12 protein-coding genes are annotated in these 18,400 nt (G+C 55.1%); 2 read left to right on the top strand and 10 right to left on the bottom strand.

Features of this window, described 5'->3' with window-relative positions; translation table 11 throughout:
- The first annotated feature begins 155 nt into the window (after positions 1–155).
- Complete coding sequence (locus tag JQN59_RS05825; protein ID WP_149608150.1) at positions 156–3,698, top strand: inverse autotransporter beta domain-containing protein; 3,543 nt, start codon at positions 156–158, stop codon at positions 3,696–3,698.
- Between the two features lie 217 nt (positions 3,699–3,915).
- On the opposite strand, the gene iolB is transcribed toward JQN59_RS05825, so the two are convergent.
- The 10 genes from iolB to JQN59_RS05775 form a co-directional block, all read right to left on the bottom strand.
- On the bottom strand, positions 3,916–4,734 hold the full coding sequence (gene iolB, locus JQN59_RS05820; protein WP_008785555.1) for a 5-deoxy-glucuronate isomerase: 819 nt from the start codon (positions 4,732–4,734) through the stop codon (positions 3,916–3,918).
- 9 nt (positions 4,735–4,743) lie between these two features.
- Positions 4,744–5,634 (bottom strand): myo-inosose-2 dehydratase, encoded by an 891-nt coding sequence (gene iolE / locus JQN59_RS05815; protein ID WP_060683363.1) that lies wholly within the window; start codon positions 5,632–5,634, stop codon positions 4,744–4,746.
- A gap of 14 nt (positions 5,635–5,648) precedes the next feature.
- Positions 5,649–7,553: a bifunctional 5-dehydro-2-deoxygluconokinase/5-dehydro-2-deoxyphosphogluconate aldolase gene (locus JQN59_RS05810; RefSeq protein ID WP_149608151.1), complete on the bottom strand. Its 1,905-nt coding sequence runs from the start codon at positions 7,551–7,553 to the stop codon at positions 5,649–5,651.
- 12 nt (positions 7,554–7,565) lie between these two features.
- On the bottom strand, positions 7,566–8,699 hold the full coding sequence (locus tag JQN59_RS05805) for a Gfo/Idh/MocA family protein (protein ID WP_149608175.1): 1,134 nt from the start codon (positions 8,697–8,699) through the stop codon (positions 7,566–7,568).
- 8 nt (positions 8,700–8,707) lie between these two features.
- Complete coding sequence (locus JQN59_RS05800) at positions 8,708–9,736, bottom strand: ABC transporter permease (protein ID WP_003826102.1); 1,029 nt, start codon at positions 9,734–9,736, stop codon at positions 8,708–8,710.
- An 11-nt stretch (positions 9,737–9,747) separates the two neighbouring features.
- Entirely contained in the window at positions 9,748–11,295 is a 1,548-nt protein-coding gene (locus JQN59_RS05795; RefSeq protein WP_149608152.1) for a sugar ABC transporter ATP-binding protein, read from the bottom strand.
- A gap of 53 nt (positions 11,296–11,348) precedes the next feature.
- On the bottom strand, positions 11,349–12,278 hold the full coding sequence (locus JQN59_RS05790; RefSeq protein WP_003839787.1) for a sugar ABC transporter substrate-binding protein: 930 nt from the start codon (positions 12,276–12,278) through the stop codon (positions 11,349–11,351).
- Positions 12,279–12,316: 38 nt separating this feature from the next.
- Complete coding sequence (iolG, locus tag JQN59_RS05785) at positions 12,317–13,303, bottom strand: inositol 2-dehydrogenase (RefSeq protein ID WP_149608153.1); 987 nt, start codon at positions 13,301–13,303, stop codon at positions 12,317–12,319.
- Between the two features lie 342 nt (positions 13,304–13,645).
- Entirely contained in the window at positions 13,646–15,571 is a 1,926-nt protein-coding gene (iolD, locus tag JQN59_RS05780) for a 3D-(3,5/4)-trihydroxycyclohexane-1,2-dione acylhydrolase (decyclizing) (protein WP_149608154.1), read from the bottom strand.
- Between the two features lie 11 nt (positions 15,572–15,582).
- Positions 15,583–17,088, bottom strand: a complete 1,506-nt coding sequence (locus tag JQN59_RS05775; RefSeq protein WP_003839780.1) for a CoA-acylating methylmalonate-semialdehyde dehydrogenase — start codon at positions 17,086–17,088, stop codon at positions 15,583–15,585.
- Between the two features lie 293 nt (positions 17,089–17,381).
- Between JQN59_RS05775 and JQN59_RS05770 the strand changes: the two genes are divergently transcribed.
- Entirely contained in the window at positions 17,382–18,236 is an 855-nt protein-coding gene (locus tag JQN59_RS05770) for a MurR/RpiR family transcriptional regulator (protein WP_149608155.1), read from the top strand.
- Positions 18,237–18,400: the final 164 nt, after the last annotated feature.

Genomic DNA, 18,400 nt, shown 5'->3' with positions numbered 1-18,400 from the left:
ATCGTTAGCCAGCCCACAACGCCGCATAGTGTAAAAATATCCAGTTAACTTCTCCATGAACAACTCTTGAATTTTCCTACTAAATACATATATTACGCATCCCGTTCAGTACATGGAATAACCTTTGATTTTTTTAATTGATATTGGAGTTACAAATGTCAAATAAGAAAATTTCGCGGAGCAATGGGGCAACAGGCCCCGTTAATAAGGTTGTCGCATGGTCAACAATCGCTTTGCAGGCTCTGTATCCTGCCCTTCTTAGCTTCACGCCAACCATCAGCCATGCGTCAGCCGTTAAGGCATCGCAGGCCGCCGCAGAACAGCAAGAACTGCGCGGCCTGTCTTCTCTCGCCGCGCAGGCTGGCAGAAGTATTGAAAACGGCCATACGGGCAGTTTTGCCGCCAATACCGTCTCAGCACAGGCAACGAAGGAGGTGGTAGAGTGGCTACAGAAGTACGGTAATGCCCGTATTCAACTCAACGTCGATGACGCTTTCTCGTTAAAAGATTCGGCGTTCGATTTCCTTTATCCGTGGATTGATACAAAGCAGCATGTTTTATTTAGCCAGACATCGCTTCACCGTACCGATGACAGAACCCAAACTAATATCGGTATGGGTTATCGCTATTTCACGGCGGATAATTCAATGCTGGGCGCAAACTTATTTTATGACTACGATTTAAGTCGTCATCACGCACGTATGGGTGCAGGCGTTGAGTATTGGCGAGATTATTTACGCGCAGGCGCAAATGCTTATTTAAGATTATCAAAATGGAAGGATTCCCACGATCTGGATGATTATCAGGAACGTCCGGCAGATGGCTGGGATATCTATACCCAAGGTTGGTTGCCATCGTATCCGCAACTGGGCGCATCGCTTAAATATGAAAAGTATTACGGCAAGAATGTCGGCCTCTTTGGCAGCGATCATCTTCAGGAAAATCCGTACGCCTTTACAGGCGGGATCAGCTATACGCCGGTTCCGCTAGTTACGCTTTCCGCTGAACACAAGCAGGGGCAGAGCAATACTCATGATTCACGCTTCGGCATAGAGATTAACTATCGCCCCGGCATCCCGCTGGCGAAGCAGTTGGACGGCGACAATGTTGCGTTAATGCGCGAAGTTCAGCACGGACGCTACGATTTTGTCGAACGAAATAACAATATTGTTCTGGAATACCGCAAAAAATCGGTTCTGAAAATCCGCCTGCCTGAAAGCGTACAGGGGGAAGGTGGCGCCGTTATTCCGGTGACTATTTCGCTGGATAAATCCCACTGGGGCATTCAGTCGGTAGAGTGGAACGATAGCGCATTTACCGCCGCTGGCGGACGCATTTCCGGTAGCGGCACATCATGGCAACTGACGTTACCCTCTTATACACCAGGCGGCACTAATCACTGGCAAATCGGTGCAACGGCGCGAGATGTTAAAGGAAACGCCTCTAACTATGCGGTGATGGACGTGACGGTGACGAGGAGTTCGGCCTCTGTCGGCACAATGGATTTTACATTGAACGGCGAGCAGCAACCGATCATCGCTGCTGACGGGAAGTCACAGCATCCGGTTACGCTGGTGCTTAAAGATACCAATGGTAATCCGTTAACAGGACTTGCACATGACATTGAGTTGTCTTTAGCGTTTACACCTGACGCACAGAGAAATCGTGAGCGTTCGGCACAGGCTCCAAAGCTTGGTGAAGTGCAGGAAACCCGCTCCGGGGTGTATACCGCCACGCTGACGCCGGGTTTAACGGCGGGGACGGCACGCATAACCGCTAAAGTTCTGGGTAAAACAGAAACCCTGACGGTGAAACTAAAAGCGGTTTCCGCCGAGGCGGCAAAATCGACATTCACGGTAATGCCCATGGAGCAGGTCGTTGGACACCCGATTAGCCTGGCGTTAGAAGCAAAAGATAAAGACGGGAATGCCATCACCGGCGACGACAGCTTACGTTTTTATGCAGTTTCAGCCAGCGGCGAGGTCCGTTTTACTGCAGTAGAAGAGAAAGACGGCGTGTACAGCGCTAAGGCAACGTCTGAACTGGCTCAGGCGACACGCATTGGTGTGAAGTCACAAAAACATGATTTCTCTGGGCTGGAAAAACAAGCCAACTGGATTGCCGACAAAACGCAACCGGTGGTGCAGGCTTTTAACCTGACCAAGGACAATGCGCTGGCGGATGGTAAACAGAGTAATGTCGCGGTCGTTACCCTGACCGACCGTTATGGGAACCCGCTGTCCGGATACACGGTCACTCTGGCGTTACCGCCACAGGTTAAGATCGCGAATGGGGAGAACGTTGTGAAGACCGATGCCAAAGGTGAAGCAAGATTCTCACTGACCAGTTCAACGCCGGGAACTTATGATATTACACTAAGCGCGGGGAACATCAGCTCATCGCTAAGCGTAACATTTGCCTCTGCAATGGAGGGGGCAACATTGTCTCTGACAGCCAAAGACAATGGCGCAATCACCAATATTGCAGCAAACGGCCGCGATGGTGCCACGCTTGAGATCATGCTCAACAATACCGCCGCGTCGGTTGAAGGGCAGAAAGTGGAGCTTATCGTCACGCCACAAGGGCTCGTGTACCCGGAGAAAATCACCACCAATAAAGACGGTTACGCGACGGTAACGTTAACTACGGTTAAGGCAGGTCATTACACCGTTAATGCCAGGGTTACAGATGGGCAGCACAGCGTTGAGTCCTCAAGCGTTGACCTGGAATTCGTACCTGATATTAACAGCGCAGTGCTGAATTTGACCGCACCGTCTGAGAGCATTGTGGCAAACGCATCAGCGGCACATGAAATTCAGGTACAGGTTGTCGACGGTGAAAACAACCCATTTAGTGGTGACGTGCACCTGACCAGTTCCCCTACCAGTGGATTAAAACTGGGCCAGTCCGAACTGACATTGGATGAGAAAGGAATGGCATCAACAACCTTTATTGCCGCAGAAGCCGGGCACTATCAATTGCAGGCAACCTTCATCAAAGAGGGTAAACGCGTTACGGCGAGTAAGGCGATTGAGGTGGTATCGGATCTGCAAAATGCCGCGTTGACGATCGAACCGTCAACGACATCCGCCGTAGTCAGTGATGTGGATAACGTGGCGTTTACCCTGCATCTGACCGATACATCAGGGAACAGCGTCAGCAACCGTAAGCTGAAAATTACGGCTACAGGCCCATCGCCACGCGATCCTCTGGTGATTGACAATACGCTTGTCACCACCAATGGTTCCGGTACTGCGACTGTAAATGTCCACGGTAATAAGGCGGGTCGTTACACGCTGACCGCCACATTGGCTGAACACGGTAGCAATGTCTCGGCAAATGCTTCGCTAACGCTGAATGCCGATGCCCAGAATCCAGTACTCACTCTGGAGCAGGATCCTGGCTATGCCGTTGCCAACCTTGAGCCGGTAGGCTTTATGGCCCGGTTGCAGGATAAATTCGGTAACCCGTTAAACGGCAGTGTCGAATTTAGTGCAGGCAGCAAAGCCAAACCCGGCAGCGGAACCTTTACGATGACGCCGGATAAAACCAACTTTAAGTTAGGGAATGCTTACTCTGAACTGAGAACGGATACGGCCGGTGTAAGTTGGGTGAGAGCGAAGGCAACGATGGGAGATAAAACATTGGAAAAAGTACTCACCGTCTGGGTAGTTGAGAACCATCAACCAAATTCCTGATCGGGATATAAACAAAAGATAGCCGGGGTGTTCTCGAGATCACCCCGGCTACTGCCATAACCCCAAATATATCGACGCTTGCATTATTCTCATGGCCAGGCGATCTATGAGAATAATGAGCACTTAAATAGCGCCAACCGTCATCCCATTCTTCCCCCTTTTACTCATCAAAAGGAGGGAAAAAAACGACTCGCAGTTAAAAAAGCCATTCATGACCTTACTTATCAACCGGATAATCCCTGTTAATCCACGCATGTTCATCTTCCCAGGTAAACATCCATTTGCGAACCGGGCCGGCCATCACGTTAAGGTAGTAACTGTCATATCCCGCCAGGGTTGCCACCGGGTGATACCCTTTCGGCACCATCACGACGTCGCGGTTATAGACTGCCATACACTCGTCAAGCGACCGGTCATCGGTGTAGACCCGTTGCATACAGAATCCCTGCGGCGGGTTGAGGCGATGGTAGTAAGTCTCCTCCAGATAGGTTTCCTGCGGGGGATTATCGGTGTCATGCTTATGGCTTGGGTAAGAACTGGTACAACCTTCGTTGGTCCACACCTCCACCACCAGCAGGCTATCTGCGGGTTTATCTTCCGGTAAGATGTTGTGCACGTAGCGCTGGTTGTGACCTTTGCCGCGCGCTTCCCCGTCAATATCCTTAGGTGCGATCAACCGCGTTGGGTGCGTGCCTTTCCCCGGCGCAGCGCAGACTGCCAGCTCCAGTCTGGTCACCGCCTGAACCTGTATGGTTTCACCAGCAGTGACATAAACCGCCCACGGTTTGATGCGTTCAAACGGGCTCATGCGCTCGCCGATATCCGTAAAAGTTGCGCCCGGCGTGGTGATGGTCGCGCGTCCGGCGACCAGTACCAGGCAGCGTTCTTCGCTGACGGCGGGCAGCATAAGCTGCTGCCCTTCCTCCAGTTCATACGCTCTAAAGCCAACATATCCCCAACCGGCGCTTTCCGGTGTCACTGACTGCGTACACCCTTGCGCGTCCGGCTGCTGCCAGCGTGATAATAAACGTGACATATCACCTCCTCAGATAAGCCCGGCATCCCGTGCCAGACGGCTAAGGTTGTTATAGCCCAGACGCGCATACGTCAGCGGATGCGCGATGGCTGGATCCTGCTCCGCCTCCACCACCAGCCACCCCTGATACTGGTTCGCCTTCAGCAATGCCATGATTGGCGGATAGTCAACGCAGCCATCTCCCGGCACGGTAAAGACGCCGCTCAGCACCGCATCAAGGAAGCTGGTTTTGCGGTTTTTGACATCCGCCAGCACGTCGGCACGTACGTCTTTGCAGTGAACATGGTTGATACGTGATGCCCAGCGCTGCGCCACAGCTAACGGATCGGCACCCGCAAAGGTCAAATGCCCGGTATCGAGCAACAAGCCAACTTCATCACCGGTATTCGTCATCAGATTATCCACATCTTCAGCAGATTCAATCACCGTTCCCATGTGGTGGTGATAGGCAATCTGTACCCCCTGCTGCTGGGTGTAGCGCGCAAACTCAGTGAGCTTTTCACCGTACTCTTGCCAGCGCTCTTGCGGGAAGCGCGGACGCAGATGTACCGGCGTCTGCTGCTCGCCGTGAATGCAGCCACTGACTTCGGCAAAGACCAGCACCTTCGCTCCCAGTTCGCGCAGTAACGTCAGGTGCGATTGCACAGCGGCAATCTCCTCCTCCACGCTGCGTTCCAGCAGACGTCCGGAGTACCAGCCGGAAACCAGTTGCAGGTCGTGGCGCTGCAAAATGGGGCCGAGCAGTCGCGCCTCACGCGGGAATTTGTTGCCCAGTTCGAAACCAGCAAATCCAGCCTCTTTGCCCTCGCTCAGACACGTATCAAGCGACGTCTCAGCGCCCAGTGAAGGAAGATCGTCATTCGTCCATGTCAGTGGATTAATACCTAATTGTACCGTCATCATCTTCTCCTGAATTATGCTTGTCCGCGCTCGCGCCACCAGGCGATAAGCTGCAGGTAGTTATCTTTAATGCGCGCCACCAGCTGCGCATCGTCAATATCGTGTTTCAACCACGCGCGGGAAGCGTCGCCGAACAGCGTGCGTCCCACGGCAAAACCTTTCACCACCCCATGACCCGCAGCCGCTTTAAAATCAGCACGCAGTTGCTCTGCCGGAGCGTCCAGACCCAGGATCACCACGCCACGGCAGTGCGGATCGCGCCGTTCGATAATGTCACTCAACGCCGTCCAGCCAGCAGAAGTCAGCGGTGGGAGTTTCCACCAGTCGGGGTAGATCCCTAAGTTGTAGAAACGGGAAATGGCGCGCAAATACAGTTCATCACTGCGCGGCATACTGGCCGGTAAAATCACCTCCAGCAGCAGCTCATGACCGGACTGGCAACAGGCGCGGTACACCTCAGCGATTTTCTGTTCTTGTTCCAGACGCAACGCGTGGGCATCTTCCGGATGGAAAAAGACCAGACACTTCACCACATGTTCCTGCGGCCAACTAATGAGCTGCGAGCCTATATTGCCGTGTTCCATCTCCAGCGGGCGCGACCCCGGCAGTTCGATAGGGCGACCTATCCACCAGCCCTCTCCGGTTATCGCATTCAGCGCATCCTGACCAAACGTACCATCGCACAGCAGCCCGGCCTTGCCCTCCAGCCCAGCGCTGTTGGCCGCTTCACGGCTGGCCTGCAAAATAAGCTGTTTCAATGCCGGAATACGCTTCAAAGACGCGCCGCACTGCAACGCCATCTCTTCCAGTTGGCTACGGTGATCGAAGGCCATCACGCACAGTTCCGGCCATGTGCGGCGGCGAGTCGTCACGCGATGTAAATGGTTGAGATGCGGATCGAGATCCGGACGTGGAACCTCTGCAGCGCGGGAAAGATAATCATCAAGCTCAACTTTGCTCGGCATCGCCGGCGCACAGCCGTGACGTGATACCACCAGTGCGCCGCAGGCATTTGCATAGCGGCACGCCTGTTCCCACCCTTCGTCGTTAAGATAGCCGCGCAGCAGGCCAGACATAAACGCATCCCCCGCCCCCAGCACGTTCAGCACCTCTACGCGTACGCCGGTGACCGTCAGGCCATCGTCCAGCCGGGCCGGGATCGCGTCGGTATACACCGAACTGCCAAGCGCACCGCGCTTGCAGACCAGCGTCGCGTGACTCACGCCGCGAACCTGCGACAGCGCCTGCAGCGTATCGGTACTGCCGCCCGCGATATGAAATTCCTCCTCAGTGCCGACAATTACATCAAAAAGATGCAGCACCTCCTGTAACTGGCGGGTGACCTGTTCGGCGGCGATAAAGCGCGTTTCGCCGTCGCCTAAAGAAGTAAGCCCCCACAGTACCGGGCGATAGTCGATATCCAGCGCCGTACGCACGCCGTGACGTCGGGCGTAAGCGAGCGCCGTCAACACCGCCTCACGGGTTTGCGGATGAGAAAGATGTGTCCCGGTGATGGCAAGACAACGAGCAGAAGCGATGTACTGTTCATCAACATCGCTGGCGGTAATCGCCATATCCGCGCAGTTATCACGGTAAAAAATCAGTGGGAAGGTGTCCCGGTCTTTAATGCCGAGTAGCACCAGCGCCGTCAGGCGATCTTTATCAGTGATCAGGTGGCTGGTATCGCAGCCTACCTGGTTTAATTCTTCACGCAGGAAACGCCCCATATGTTCGTCGCCAACGCGCGCCAGCATTGAAGAACGCAATCCCTGGCGTGCCGTGCCGTAAGCCACGTTGCCGGACGAACCCCCAAGATATTTGGCAAAGCTCGACACATCTTCCAGGCGCGCGCCAATTTGCTGACTGTAGAGGTCAACCGCCACGCGGCCCATGCATATCACATCAAACTGCTTTTCCACGTTGATACCTCTTCAGACAATGTCGTTCACGTTCAGCCAGCGGCCTTCATGGTGCGAGAGTGCGATAGCATCAAGCACGCGCGACACCTTCCAGCCCTCTTCAAAGTCCGGCCACATCGGCGCATCGGCGGCAATGCCGTCCACCAGGTCGCGTACTTCCACAGTTTTCTGGTCGTTAAAGCCGATACCATGCCCGGCTCCCATGCAAAACGCGCCGTAGTCCGGGTGCGCCGGGCCAACCAGTAAAGTGCGAAACCCCTGGCGGTTGACCGGATCGTCATGCAGATAGAGCTTCAGCTCTGCCATGCGCTCCTGGGTAAAACTGATAGTTCCTTTGGTCCCGGTAATCACATACGACAACCCCATCTTGCGGCCACAGGCAACGCGCGAGGTTTCAATCACCCCTTGCGCACCGCCTGCAAAGCGCACCATCGCGTGGGCCTGATCTTCGTTCTCTACCGTCACCATTTGCGAGGAACCGACCTGCGCCGGACGCTGTGGCACAACGATCTTCAGGTCGCCGCACACCTGCTGAATATCCCCAACCAGGTACTGCGCCATATTGACGATATGCGCCGCCAGATCGCCAAGCGCCCCAAGCCCAGCGGTCTCTTTAAAACAATGCCAGTGGATCGGCGCAAGCGGATCGGCCATGTAGTCTTCGTTGTGGGTGCCGTAGAAATGGATCACCTCACCAATTTCTCCGCGCTCAATGATCTCTTTCGCCAGTTGCGCCGTTGGGTTCTTCATATAGTTGAACCCCACCAGCGTTTTCACTCCCGCCCGCTGTGCAGCTTCAACCATTTCACGTGCGTCGTGGGCGTTCAGCGCCAACGGCTTTTCTGAGTACACATGCTTGCCATGGCGAATCGCTTCCAGCGCCATCTCTTTGTGTAGATGATTAGGAGAACAGATATCCACGACATCAATGGCCGGATCAGCCACCAGCGCACGCCAGTCTCCGGTTGAGCGATTGAAGCCAAACGCCTGCGCCCGCTCGGCGGCAAGCTCTGGAGAGACTTCCGCCACCATTTCGCGCACCAGCTTGCCGCGCAGGTTAAACACCGTCGGGGCCTGGGCATAGGCGATGGCATGCGCCTTGCCGATATACCCGGTGCCAATCAATCCAATACGAACTTCTTTCATCATGATCCTCACAATGCGCCGCGACGGCTCTTGGCGTAGGTATCGAACGCCACCGCCAGAACGATAATTAAGCCGGTAATAATTTGTTGGTAGTAAGCCGAGACGTTCATCAGCACCAGACCGTTAATCAGGATGCCCATGATGATCGAGCCGATAATGGTGCCGCCAATACGCCCGTAGCCGCCCATCAGTGAGGTACCGCCAATGACCACCGAGGCAATGACGCGTAGCTCAAACGAGATTCCGGCGACCGCTTCTGCACTGCCCAACCGCGCGCTGAGAATGAAGCCCGCCAGTCCTGCCAGACAGCCAATTAACACGTAGACGCTCACCAGCACGCGCTTCACGTTAACCCCTGCCAGACGCGCCGCCTCCGGGTTGCCGCCGATGGCGTACACGAAGCGCCCCCAGCGGGTTTTATGCAGCGCCAGATAACCGCCTACCGCCACCAGCGCGAATATCCAGATTGGAATGGAGATACCGAGCAGTTCGCCGCGTCCCCACCAGCGGTATCCCGCGTCGAAACCGGCAATTGGCGCGCCGTCGTTAATCACCAGCGTCAGGCCGCGCCAGATAGTCATCCCGCCGAGGGTGACGATAAACGGCGGCAGACGCAGGCGGGTCACGCCGAGGCCATGCAGAAAACCAATCGCGGTGCCCATCGCCATACAGATACCAAGGCCAATCAGCCAGCTCATGCCGCCCCAGGCGTTCGGGTCGACGGTGGTGAAGTTGTCCCCTTTAATCACATACGCCGCGGTCATGGCGCACACTGCCAGAATAGAACCTACGGAGAGGTCGATCCCGGCGGTCAGAATGACAAACGTCATACCGACGGCCATGATCCCGTAGATGGAGACTTCGGTCAGAATGTTGAAAATATTGCGTTCAGAAAGAAAATTGCTGTTCTGCAACTGAAAGAAAATCAGCAGCAGGATCATGAAAATCAATACCCCAAAGCGCTCAAAAAAGGCAATGGGATCAAGACGTCCGCCGCGTTTGGCTGGAACCTGCGTTTTAGAAATAATCTGCGTCATGAATCACTCCGTTATGCCGCATTCAGGGCGTTGTGGTTGATGGCCATCATCGTCATTAGCCGCTCTTCGGTGGCGTCGTCGCCGTGGATCTCGCCGGTCACCCGGCCTTCACTTAGCGTGATGATCCGATCGGAAACCGCCATCACTTCCGGCAGATCGGAGGAGATCACGATCACCGCCACGCCCTTTTTCGCCATATCAAACAGCACCTGATGGACTTCTGATTTGGTGCCAACATCGATGCCGCGCGTTGGTTCATCCACGATCAACACTCGCGGATTAAGCGCCATGCAGCGCGCGAGGATCACTTTTTGCTGGTTCCCGCCGGAGAGCTTGCGCACCTCTTGCGCGCTGTTGACCATTTTGATCTGCAGCGCCTGGCGGTATGACTCGATCAGGGCATCCTCTTTGCGGGTATTCACGAACCAGCGCCAGTGCAGTAGTGACGAGAGGCTGGAGAGCGACAGGTTGTCGCGGATCGACAGCCCAAGCACCGCGCCCTCTTTTTTACGATCTTCCGGTACCAGCGCCAGCCCCTGATCCAGCGCAAACAGCGGATCGCGCGGCTGATATGGCACGCCATCAAGTTCAAAGCTGCCGGAAGTAAAACCGTCGGCGCCGAACAGGCAGCGGGCCACTTCGGTGCGCCCGGCACCCACCAGTCCGGCAATGCCTAACACTTCGCCAGCATGCACGTGGAAGCTAATGTCGTGCAGCGCGATACCATGCGGATCCAGCGGCGGTTTTTCGCGGCTAAGCCCCTTCACCGCCAGACGCACAGGTTTATCTTCATGGTGAGTTTCGCTGGCCGGACGGCGATTAAAGGCCACATCGCGCCCCACCATCAGGCGGATCAGCTGTTCTACGGTGGTCTGTGCAACTGCGCCATTCCCGGTGAATCGTCCATCCTGGAAAACAGTGAACTGGTCGCAGAGTTGAAAAACTTCATGCAGGCGATGGGTGACGTAGATAATGCTCACGCCACGCCCTTTAAGTTCCCGCACCACACGATGCAGGCTTTCTACTTCGCTGTCGCTCAGCGCGGCGGAAGGTTCATCCATAATGATGAGTTTTGCGTTCAGCGTCAGCGCTCGCGCAATTTCCACCATTTGCTGCTGCGCCACACTCAGTCGGGCCACGGCCGTGGTTGGCGCAACGTTCAGTTGCAGGTAATCCAGAATCACCTGCGCTTCCTGATTTACCGCCTTTTCGTCAACAATCAGATTGCGTTTGCGCGGTTCGCGACCGAGGAACATATTCTCGGCGACGGTCATATTGGGCAGCAGATTAAATTCCTGATAAATCGTGATAATGCCCTTGTTCTGCCGCTCAACCGGAGAGTCTTCTACCGGCAATGTTTCGCCGTTGAACCAAATATCCCCGCGTGTTTGCGGCTGTGCGCCCGCCAGCGCTTTCAGCAGGGTCGATTTTCCGGCACCGTTCTCACCTAACAGCGCATGAATTTCGCCTGCTCCGACAGTCAGCTGTGCGCTGCTCAGCGCCCAAACGCCGGAAAAGCTTTTCGCCAGGTCGGTCACTTTTAGTAAGGGTTGCGACATCGGTCTGCTCCTCCTCATAGAGAGCCGCCACTTGTGCGGCGGCTGCGGACATATCAGTTACCGGCCTCACTAATACGCTCGGCCTGCTGCAGGTTCTCTTTGGTGATAAGCGTTGGCGGGTAGTCAGCCCCGGTGATCGCCGTCTTCTCACGGACGTTATTCACCAACTGGCTCATGGCCGTTTTCACCGCAAAGCCAGGACGCTGATCCGCCGTCACTGCCAGCCAGCCGTCGCGCACACGCGCCAGTGCTTCCGGCACGGCATCGAAGCCCGTGACCAGAACTTCACCCGGTTTCAGTCCTTGTCCCTGTAACGCTTCAATCGCGCCCAACGCCATATCGTCGTTAGCGGAGAGGATCACCTGCGGACGCTTCGGCAAAGAAGGCAGAACGCTTTCGACAATGCGCATCCCTTCAGAACGCATCCAGTTACCGGTCTGATCGGCAACGATCTTGTACTTTTCACCACCCGCCTTCAGGCTGTCGCGAATGCCTTTAGTACGTTCAATGTTGGAGGAGGAGCCTGGCTGGCCGGTCAGCAGAATAATGTCTGCCCCGTCAGGGAATTTGGTTTTGACAAAGTCGCCAATCGCCTGGCCGCCTTTGTAGTTGTTCGCGCCGAAGTGCGGCACTTTTTTCTGGCTGTCAACGGAGCGGTCGAGGGTAACAACGGGCAGTTTCGCATCCTGAATTTCATCTACCGCGCTGGACACCGCGTTGACATCGTTTGGCGAAACAATAAAACCCTGTGCGCCACGAGTTATGGCGTTTTCCAGGTCAGCGACCTGTTTTGGCGAGCTACCCTGCCCGTCCAGGACCTGTAAATTCACGCCCATCTCTTTTGCGGCTTTCACCGCCGTGCGCTGCATGTGAACTTCAAATGGCATCGCCAGGTTTGGCGTACTGAAAACAATTTGCTCGTTTTCAGCAATGGCTGCCCCGGATGTCATGGCGATGAGGACAGCTAAGATCAGTTTTTTCATTATTATGTCTCTCTGTGTAGGGTAGGTTGTGGTGACAATCAGAGGAGAACTTCACGTTGGCTATGCAGTGACTCCAGCGCTTTATCCGCCAGATACAGCGCACGCTCGCCATCATCCCCGCTGCAATCAGGGGCCGCTTCGCCGCGCAGTACCGCAACAAAGTGTTCCCATTCCGCGGCATAGGCCGATTTATAACGCTGCAGGAAGAAATGTTCAGGTAACGCGCTGGTGCAGCCGGTCTTCGCGTAGTGCTGCACCTGATTTTCGAGAATGTTGCCCGCGCACAGCAGCCCTTCAGAGCCGTGCAGCTCAAGGCGCTGATCGTATCCGTAAGAAGAACGGCGGCTGTTGACGATGGTCGTCATCGCGCCGGAGGCATATTTCAGTACGATGAACGCGGTATCGATATCGCCCGCTTCGCCAATCGCCGGATCCACCAGATTGCTGCCCTGGGCATACACCGAAACCGGCTCTTCGCCCATGATAAAGCGCGCCATATCAAAATCGTGGATGGTCATATCGCGGAATATACCGCCGGACACACGCACGTATTCCGCAGGAGGCGGAGACGGGTCGCGGGAGATGATCAGCAGCGATTCCGGCTTTCCGATACGCCCGGCCAGTGCGTCAGTTTTCACACGGCGAAACTGTGGATCGAAGCGGCGGTTGAAACCGATAAACAACGGTACGTCGTACTCTTTGACCACTTTCAGGCAGTCGCGTACACGGGCCAGATCCAGGTGGACCGGCTTTTCACAGAAGATGGCTTTGCCGTGGCGGGCGGCCATTTCAATCAGATCCGCGTGGGTATCGGTCGCGGAGGCAATCAGCACGGCGTGAACGTTAGGGTCCGTCATCGCCTCATCCAGGCTTTGCAAACGAGCCTGGTACTGTGTGGCAAGACGGGTGGCAAATTCCTGATTCGGGTCGACGACGGACCAGAGGGTAGTGGCACTGTGACTGGCAATGTTAGCTGCATGTACCTGGCCAATTCGGCCAGCGCCCAGTAAAGCAATGTTAAACATAACGGCTCCCGGTGTTGGTGAATGCGATGAACTAACGACCCCTTAAATAAAACATTTATTTCATTTTTATAAATAGTGAAAATTATGTTTTTGGGTGCAAGTTAACACTTTTGAGATGAGTGAGATAAAATCTGTTATCAATATCACAACATAACAACAGGGAAGATGCAGGAATTGGTCCCCTTCCGTTCAGGAAGGAGGCGATGGATGAAGAGAAAGGAAAATGAAATGAAAATTTCGTTGTCGCAGGTTACCGGATGACAGCGCTAACGACTTATCCGGACTGGGGGTGGAATCCGCTGTAGGCCGGATAAGCGCAGCGCCATCCGGCATTAATCGCTTTTAGTACTGACGTGCGTTTTTCACCTGCTCAAACGTCTGATCAGCCGCTTTTCGCACCGACGGAGATTCTGCCACCTGCGCATCGCCAGTGCGCCACCAGGAGGCATAGTCGTGGGTCATGGTTTTCGGCAGGACTTTGATATCCAGCAGCACAGGTCCCGAATGCGCACGCGAGGCTTCCAGCGCCGCCAGCAGGCTTTGCTCGTCATGTACACGCCATGCCCGACAGCCGTAGCTTTCCGCGTTTTTAGCAAAATCGACCTTCACCAACGGCCCATCCAACCGTCCGGTTTGCGGATTACGGTGACGGTTTTCCGTACCGAAGCTCCCCATCCCATGCCCCATCTGCAGGTTGTTAATACACCCGAAGCTGGCGTTATCAAACAGCAGGATAGTGACTTTTATCCCCTCCTGGACGGCGGTTTGTAGTTCGGAATGCAGCATCATGTACGAGCCATCCCCCACCATGGCATATACCGGCTGCTGCGGCTTCGCCAGCCTGGCTCCAATAGCAGCCGCAATCTCATAGCCCATACAGGAGTAACCGTATTCCAGGTGATAGCTGTCCGGGGTTTTGACCTGCCAGATACGCTGTAAATCGCCAGGTAGCGATCCGGCGGCCCCTACGACGATAGCGTTATCTTCAATGTGCTGATTGATAAGCCCCAGCACCTTCGTCTGGGTCAACCGGGTGTTTAGCGTGTCGCCATATTCCGCCAGTTGAGCGTCAAGATGCCCAGCCACTTCGGGTTCGTCATCGGGACGCCAGTCGCGCTCCCATAAACGTTGGCACTCATCGCGCCAAGCCTCTTGCGCCTGCGCGACCTCCTTCCCCCAATCGCTGCGGTAGTCTTTCAGTGTTTCAGTTAATGCCGTAAGCCCGGTACGGGCGTCGGCGATAAGCGCAGTGGCATCAAGCTTCAGTGCGTCAAACTCCGCCACGTTCAGCAGCAGAAACTCAACCTCCGGATGAGAAAACAGCGCTTTCGAACCGGTGGTAAAGTCGGTGAGGCGCGTACCAATGCCGATCACCAGATCGGCTTGCGGTGCGAGCTGATTCGCTGCCATCCCTCCAGTTACCCCAATGCCTCCGAGGTTAAGTGGGTGGTCACTAACCAGCGCTCCCTTTCCGGCCTGAGTTTCGGCAAACGGCAGTTGCAGCGTTTCAACAAACGTACGAAACGCCTCATGCGCGCCGGAATATCGTACCCCGCCGCCGCATACCACCAGCGGACGGCGTTTGCGGGCAATCAGCGCCCGCGCCATCGCCAGACGCTGCGGGTCGGGTGGTCGACGTTCGATCAAATGAACGCGGCGCGCAAAGAAGCTCTGCGGATAGTCCCAGGCTTCCCCCTGCACATCCTGTGGCAGGCAAATAGTTACGGCACCAGTATCTGCGGGGTCAGTAAGCGTTCGCATCGCGTTTAGCATCGCGCTCATTAACTGCTCCGGTCGGTTAATCCGGTCCCAGTAACGCGAGACCGGGCGGAAGCAGTCGTTGGTACTGATGCCAAGGTCATGGTATTGCTCAATTTGCTGCAATACCGGGTCCGGCTGACGACTGGCGTAGACATCGCCAGGCAACAACAACAGCGGAATACGGTTCGCCGTCGCGGTTGCCGCTGCGGTGACCATGTTTGCCGCTCCCGGCCCAACCGATGACGTCACGGCAAAAATACGCTGGCGCCGATGCTGTTTGGCGAACCCGGTCGCCATGTGCGCAATTCCCTGCTCATTACATCCCTGCATCACCTGCAAATGACCGGGTGCCTGCTCCAGCGCCTGGCCAATGCCAAGCACGTTACCGTGACCAAAGATGGTGGCGACACCCTCGACAAAGGGCGTTTCCACGCCATCGACACAGATATATTGTTGATTAAGGAATTTGACCAGCGCCTGAGCCATGGTCATACGTTCGGTTTGCATAAACCCTCCTGTCAGCCCAGCGTTGGCATGGAGAACGCGGCCCCTGTGTCCTGCAGCATCTCCGGCCAGCGTGCGGTGACGGTTTTCATCCGGGTGTAGAAGCGCACGCCATCGTTACCATGAACGTTCAGCGCACCAAAAATGGACCGCTTCCAGCCGCCAAAACTGTGGAACGCCATCGGCACCGGAATTGGAACGTTTACGCCCACCATGCCCGCCTGCACTTCTTCGCAGAAGCGACGCGCACAGCCGCCGTCACGTGTGAAAATTGCCGTGCCATTACCATATTCATGACGGTTAATCAGTTCCACCGCGCTGCTGTAATCTGCTACGCGCACCACAGAAAGCACCGGTCCAAAAATCTCTTCTTTATAGATGGTCATCTCCGGCGTGACGTTATCAAACAGGGTCGGCCCGACAAAATAACCCTGCTCATGGCCTTTAACGCTAAAACGTCGACCGTCCACGCGCAGGCTGGCCCCCTGCGATTCCCCACTGTCGATATAACCGAGCACTTTATTACGGTGTACCGAGGAGATAAGCGGCCCCATTTCATTTTCAGGTGTCTGATCAAGCCCCGGCCCGACACGCAGCGCCGCAATCTGTTTTTCCAGTCTCGAGCACAGCTCATCTGCCGTTTTGTCTCCTACCGCCAGCACAACCGAAAGTGCCATGCAGCGTTCACCCGCCGCGCCGTAAGCGGCCCCCATAATGGCGTTGGTTGCCATATCCATGTCGGCATCCGGCATTAAAATGCAGTGATTTTTAGCGCCACCTAACGCCTGACAACGCTTACCGTGGGCCGATGCCGTCTGATAAATGTATTCCGCAATCGGCGTAGAGCCGACAAAGCTCACGGCCTGCACGCGCGGGTCAGTTAACAGAACGTCAACGGACTCTTTGTCCCCCTGCACGACGTTGAACACGCCGTCCGGCAATCCGGCTTCTTGCAGCAGTTTCGCCAGTGCCAGAGCGAGAGAAGGGTCTTTTTCTGAGGGTTTCAGCACGAAGGTATTCCCGGTTGCCAGCGCGATGGGGAACATCCACATCGGTACCATTGCCGGAAAGTTAAACGGCGTGATCCCGACGCAAACCCCGAGCGGTTGCATCAGCGAATGGCTATCGACGCCGGTACCTACGTTGGCTGAGTGTTCGCCCTTTTGCAGATGTGGGATGCCACAGGCAAACTCCACCACTTCCAGGCCGCGGGTCAGTTCACCAACTGCGTCAGAGAATACCTTGCCATGCTCTTCGCTGATGATGCGAGCCAGCCTCTCCATGTTTTCTTCCAACAGCGCCTTAAAGCGGAACATCACTCGCGCACGTTTTAACGGAGAATGGCGCGCCCACCCGGGGAATGCGTCGTGCGCTGCCGCAATGGCTTGCTCGGTTTCCTGTGTCGTACTCATCACCACCTGGCGGATCTGCTCGCCGGTGGCCGGGTTGAAGATTGCCTGAACGCGCTGGCCTGAACCGGTGACACATTCGCCGTGGATAAAATTCGCTACTGTCTCCATCCTTAACCTCTCGCTGTTGATACGTGACTGTTACCTGAACACTGTTATCTGTGTACTATATATGAAACAAACATTCCATTTTAAGTTGAAATAAAATAAATAATGATTAATGTGATCAAGGATGGGTTTTTATGTTAACAAGCGGAATCGCATGATTAGCGTGCACTGGCATAACGTTTCAGCGGACGACAAGCCTGAAGCTTTTGTTTCGTTTTTACAGCCAGATGAATGAGTGACATTTCAAAGACGCGGTTTTGCGTTTAGAATCATAAAACTATGTACCAGGAGGTAAAATGACAACAGCAACCAGCCTGAACGAGCTGCAGCAGCAAATCCGCGATCGCTACGATAGCCTGAGTAAGAGGCTGCAGCAGGTGTCCCGCTATGTGCTGGATAATACCAATAGCGTGGCCTTTGATACGGTTGCCGTCATTGCTGAACGTGCCGGAGTGCCCCCCTCTACGCTGATCCGCTTCGCCAACGCCTTTGACTTCACCGGCTTCAACGAAATGAAACAGCTGTTTCGTATGAACCTGGTAGAGGAAACCGCCAGCTACAGCGACCGCGCGCGCATGTTCCGTGAGATGGAAAGCGAAGCCGTACCGGAAACCCCGCTCGATATCCTGCAGGAGTTCGCCCGTTCGAATACCCAGGCGCTCCAGCAGCTGGCAGCCCGTGCCGAACCTGAAATGCTGGAACGCGCCGTACAATTGCTGACAGAAGCCGACACCATTTACATCGCTGGTCTGCGTCGTTCGTTTAGCGTAGCGGCCTATCTCACCTACGCCCTGAGCCATCTTGAGTGTCGCCCTATTCTGCTCGACGGAATGGGCGGAATGCTGCGCGAGCAGATTAACCGCATCAAAGCGCACGATATTGTGGTGTCGATTAGCTTCTCGCCTTATGCGGAAGAAACAGTGATGGTCAGCGAAACTGCGGCCAATGCCGGCGCGCGCCAGATCGTGATTACCGACAGTCAGATAAGCCCGCTGGCCACATTCAGCGATCTCTGCTTTGTGGTGAAAGAGGCGCAGGTTGACGCGTTTCGATCCCAGTCTGCGACGCTGTGCCTGGTGCAGTCGCTAGTGGTGGCGCTGGCTTACCGTCTGGGTGACGGGAGTAATGAAAACGGCCATTCTGTCGGGTGATGAGCACCGCAAAAATTGACGATCCGCTTTATTACATTCCCGCCAGCGTGACGTGAAACCGTGATGCCAGCCGTTACTTTTATGGTCGTTGAAAATATCGTCCTTATTCAGCGACCAGATAAAATACAATCCGTTATTACCATAAGCTACAATTATATTAATAT

The organism is Citrobacter sp. B72 (genome assembly GCF_016894305.1).
GTDB classification, from domain to species: domain Bacteria; phylum Pseudomonadota; class Gammaproteobacteria; order Enterobacterales; family Enterobacteriaceae; genus Citrobacter; species Citrobacter portucalensis.
This window is presented reverse-complemented; position numbering and strand designations above follow the sequence as displayed.

Excerpts from the sequence above, each read along its gene's own strand:
- JQN59_RS05800 (WP_003826102.1), bottom strand. The coding sequence starts at position 9,736 with ATGACGCAGATTATTTCTAAAACGCAGGTTCCAGCCAAACGCGGCGGA.
- JQN59_RS05770 (WP_149608155.1), top strand. The coding sequence starts at position 17,382 with ATGACAACAGCAACCAGCCTGAACGAGCTGCAGCAGCAAATCCGCGAT.
- JQN59_RS05795 (WP_149608152.1), bottom strand. The coding sequence starts at position 11,295 with ATGTCGCAACCCTTACTAAAAGTGACCGACCTGGCGAAAAGCTTTTCC.
- iolD (WP_149608154.1), bottom strand. The coding sequence starts at position 15,571 with ATGCAAACCGAACGTATGACCATGGCTCAGGCGCTGGTCAAATTCCTT.
- JQN59_RS05805 (WP_149608175.1), bottom strand. The coding sequence starts at position 8,699 with ATGAAAGAAGTTCGTATTGGATTGATTGGCACCGGGTATATCGGCAAG.
- JQN59_RS05775 (WP_003839780.1), bottom strand. The coding sequence starts at position 17,088 with ATGGAGACAGTAGCGAATTTTATCCACGGCGAATGTGTCACCGGTTCA.
- iolB (WP_008785555.1), bottom strand. The coding sequence starts at position 4,734 with ATGTCACGTTTATTATCACGCTGGCAGCAGCCGGACGCGCAAGGGTGT.
- iolE (WP_060683363.1), bottom strand. The coding sequence starts at position 5,634 with ATGACGGTACAATTAGGTATTAATCCACTGACATGGACGAATGACGAT.
- iolG (WP_149608153.1), bottom strand. The coding sequence starts at position 13,303 with ATGTTTAACATTGCTTTACTGGGCGCTGGCCGAATTGGCCAGGTACAT.
- JQN59_RS05790 (WP_003839787.1), bottom strand. The coding sequence starts at position 12,278 with ATGAAAAAACTGATCTTAGCTGTCCTCATCGCCATGACATCCGGGGCA.
- JQN59_RS05825 (WP_149608150.1), top strand. The coding sequence starts at position 156 with ATGTCAAATAAGAAAATTTCGCGGAGCAATGGGGCAACAGGCCCCGTT.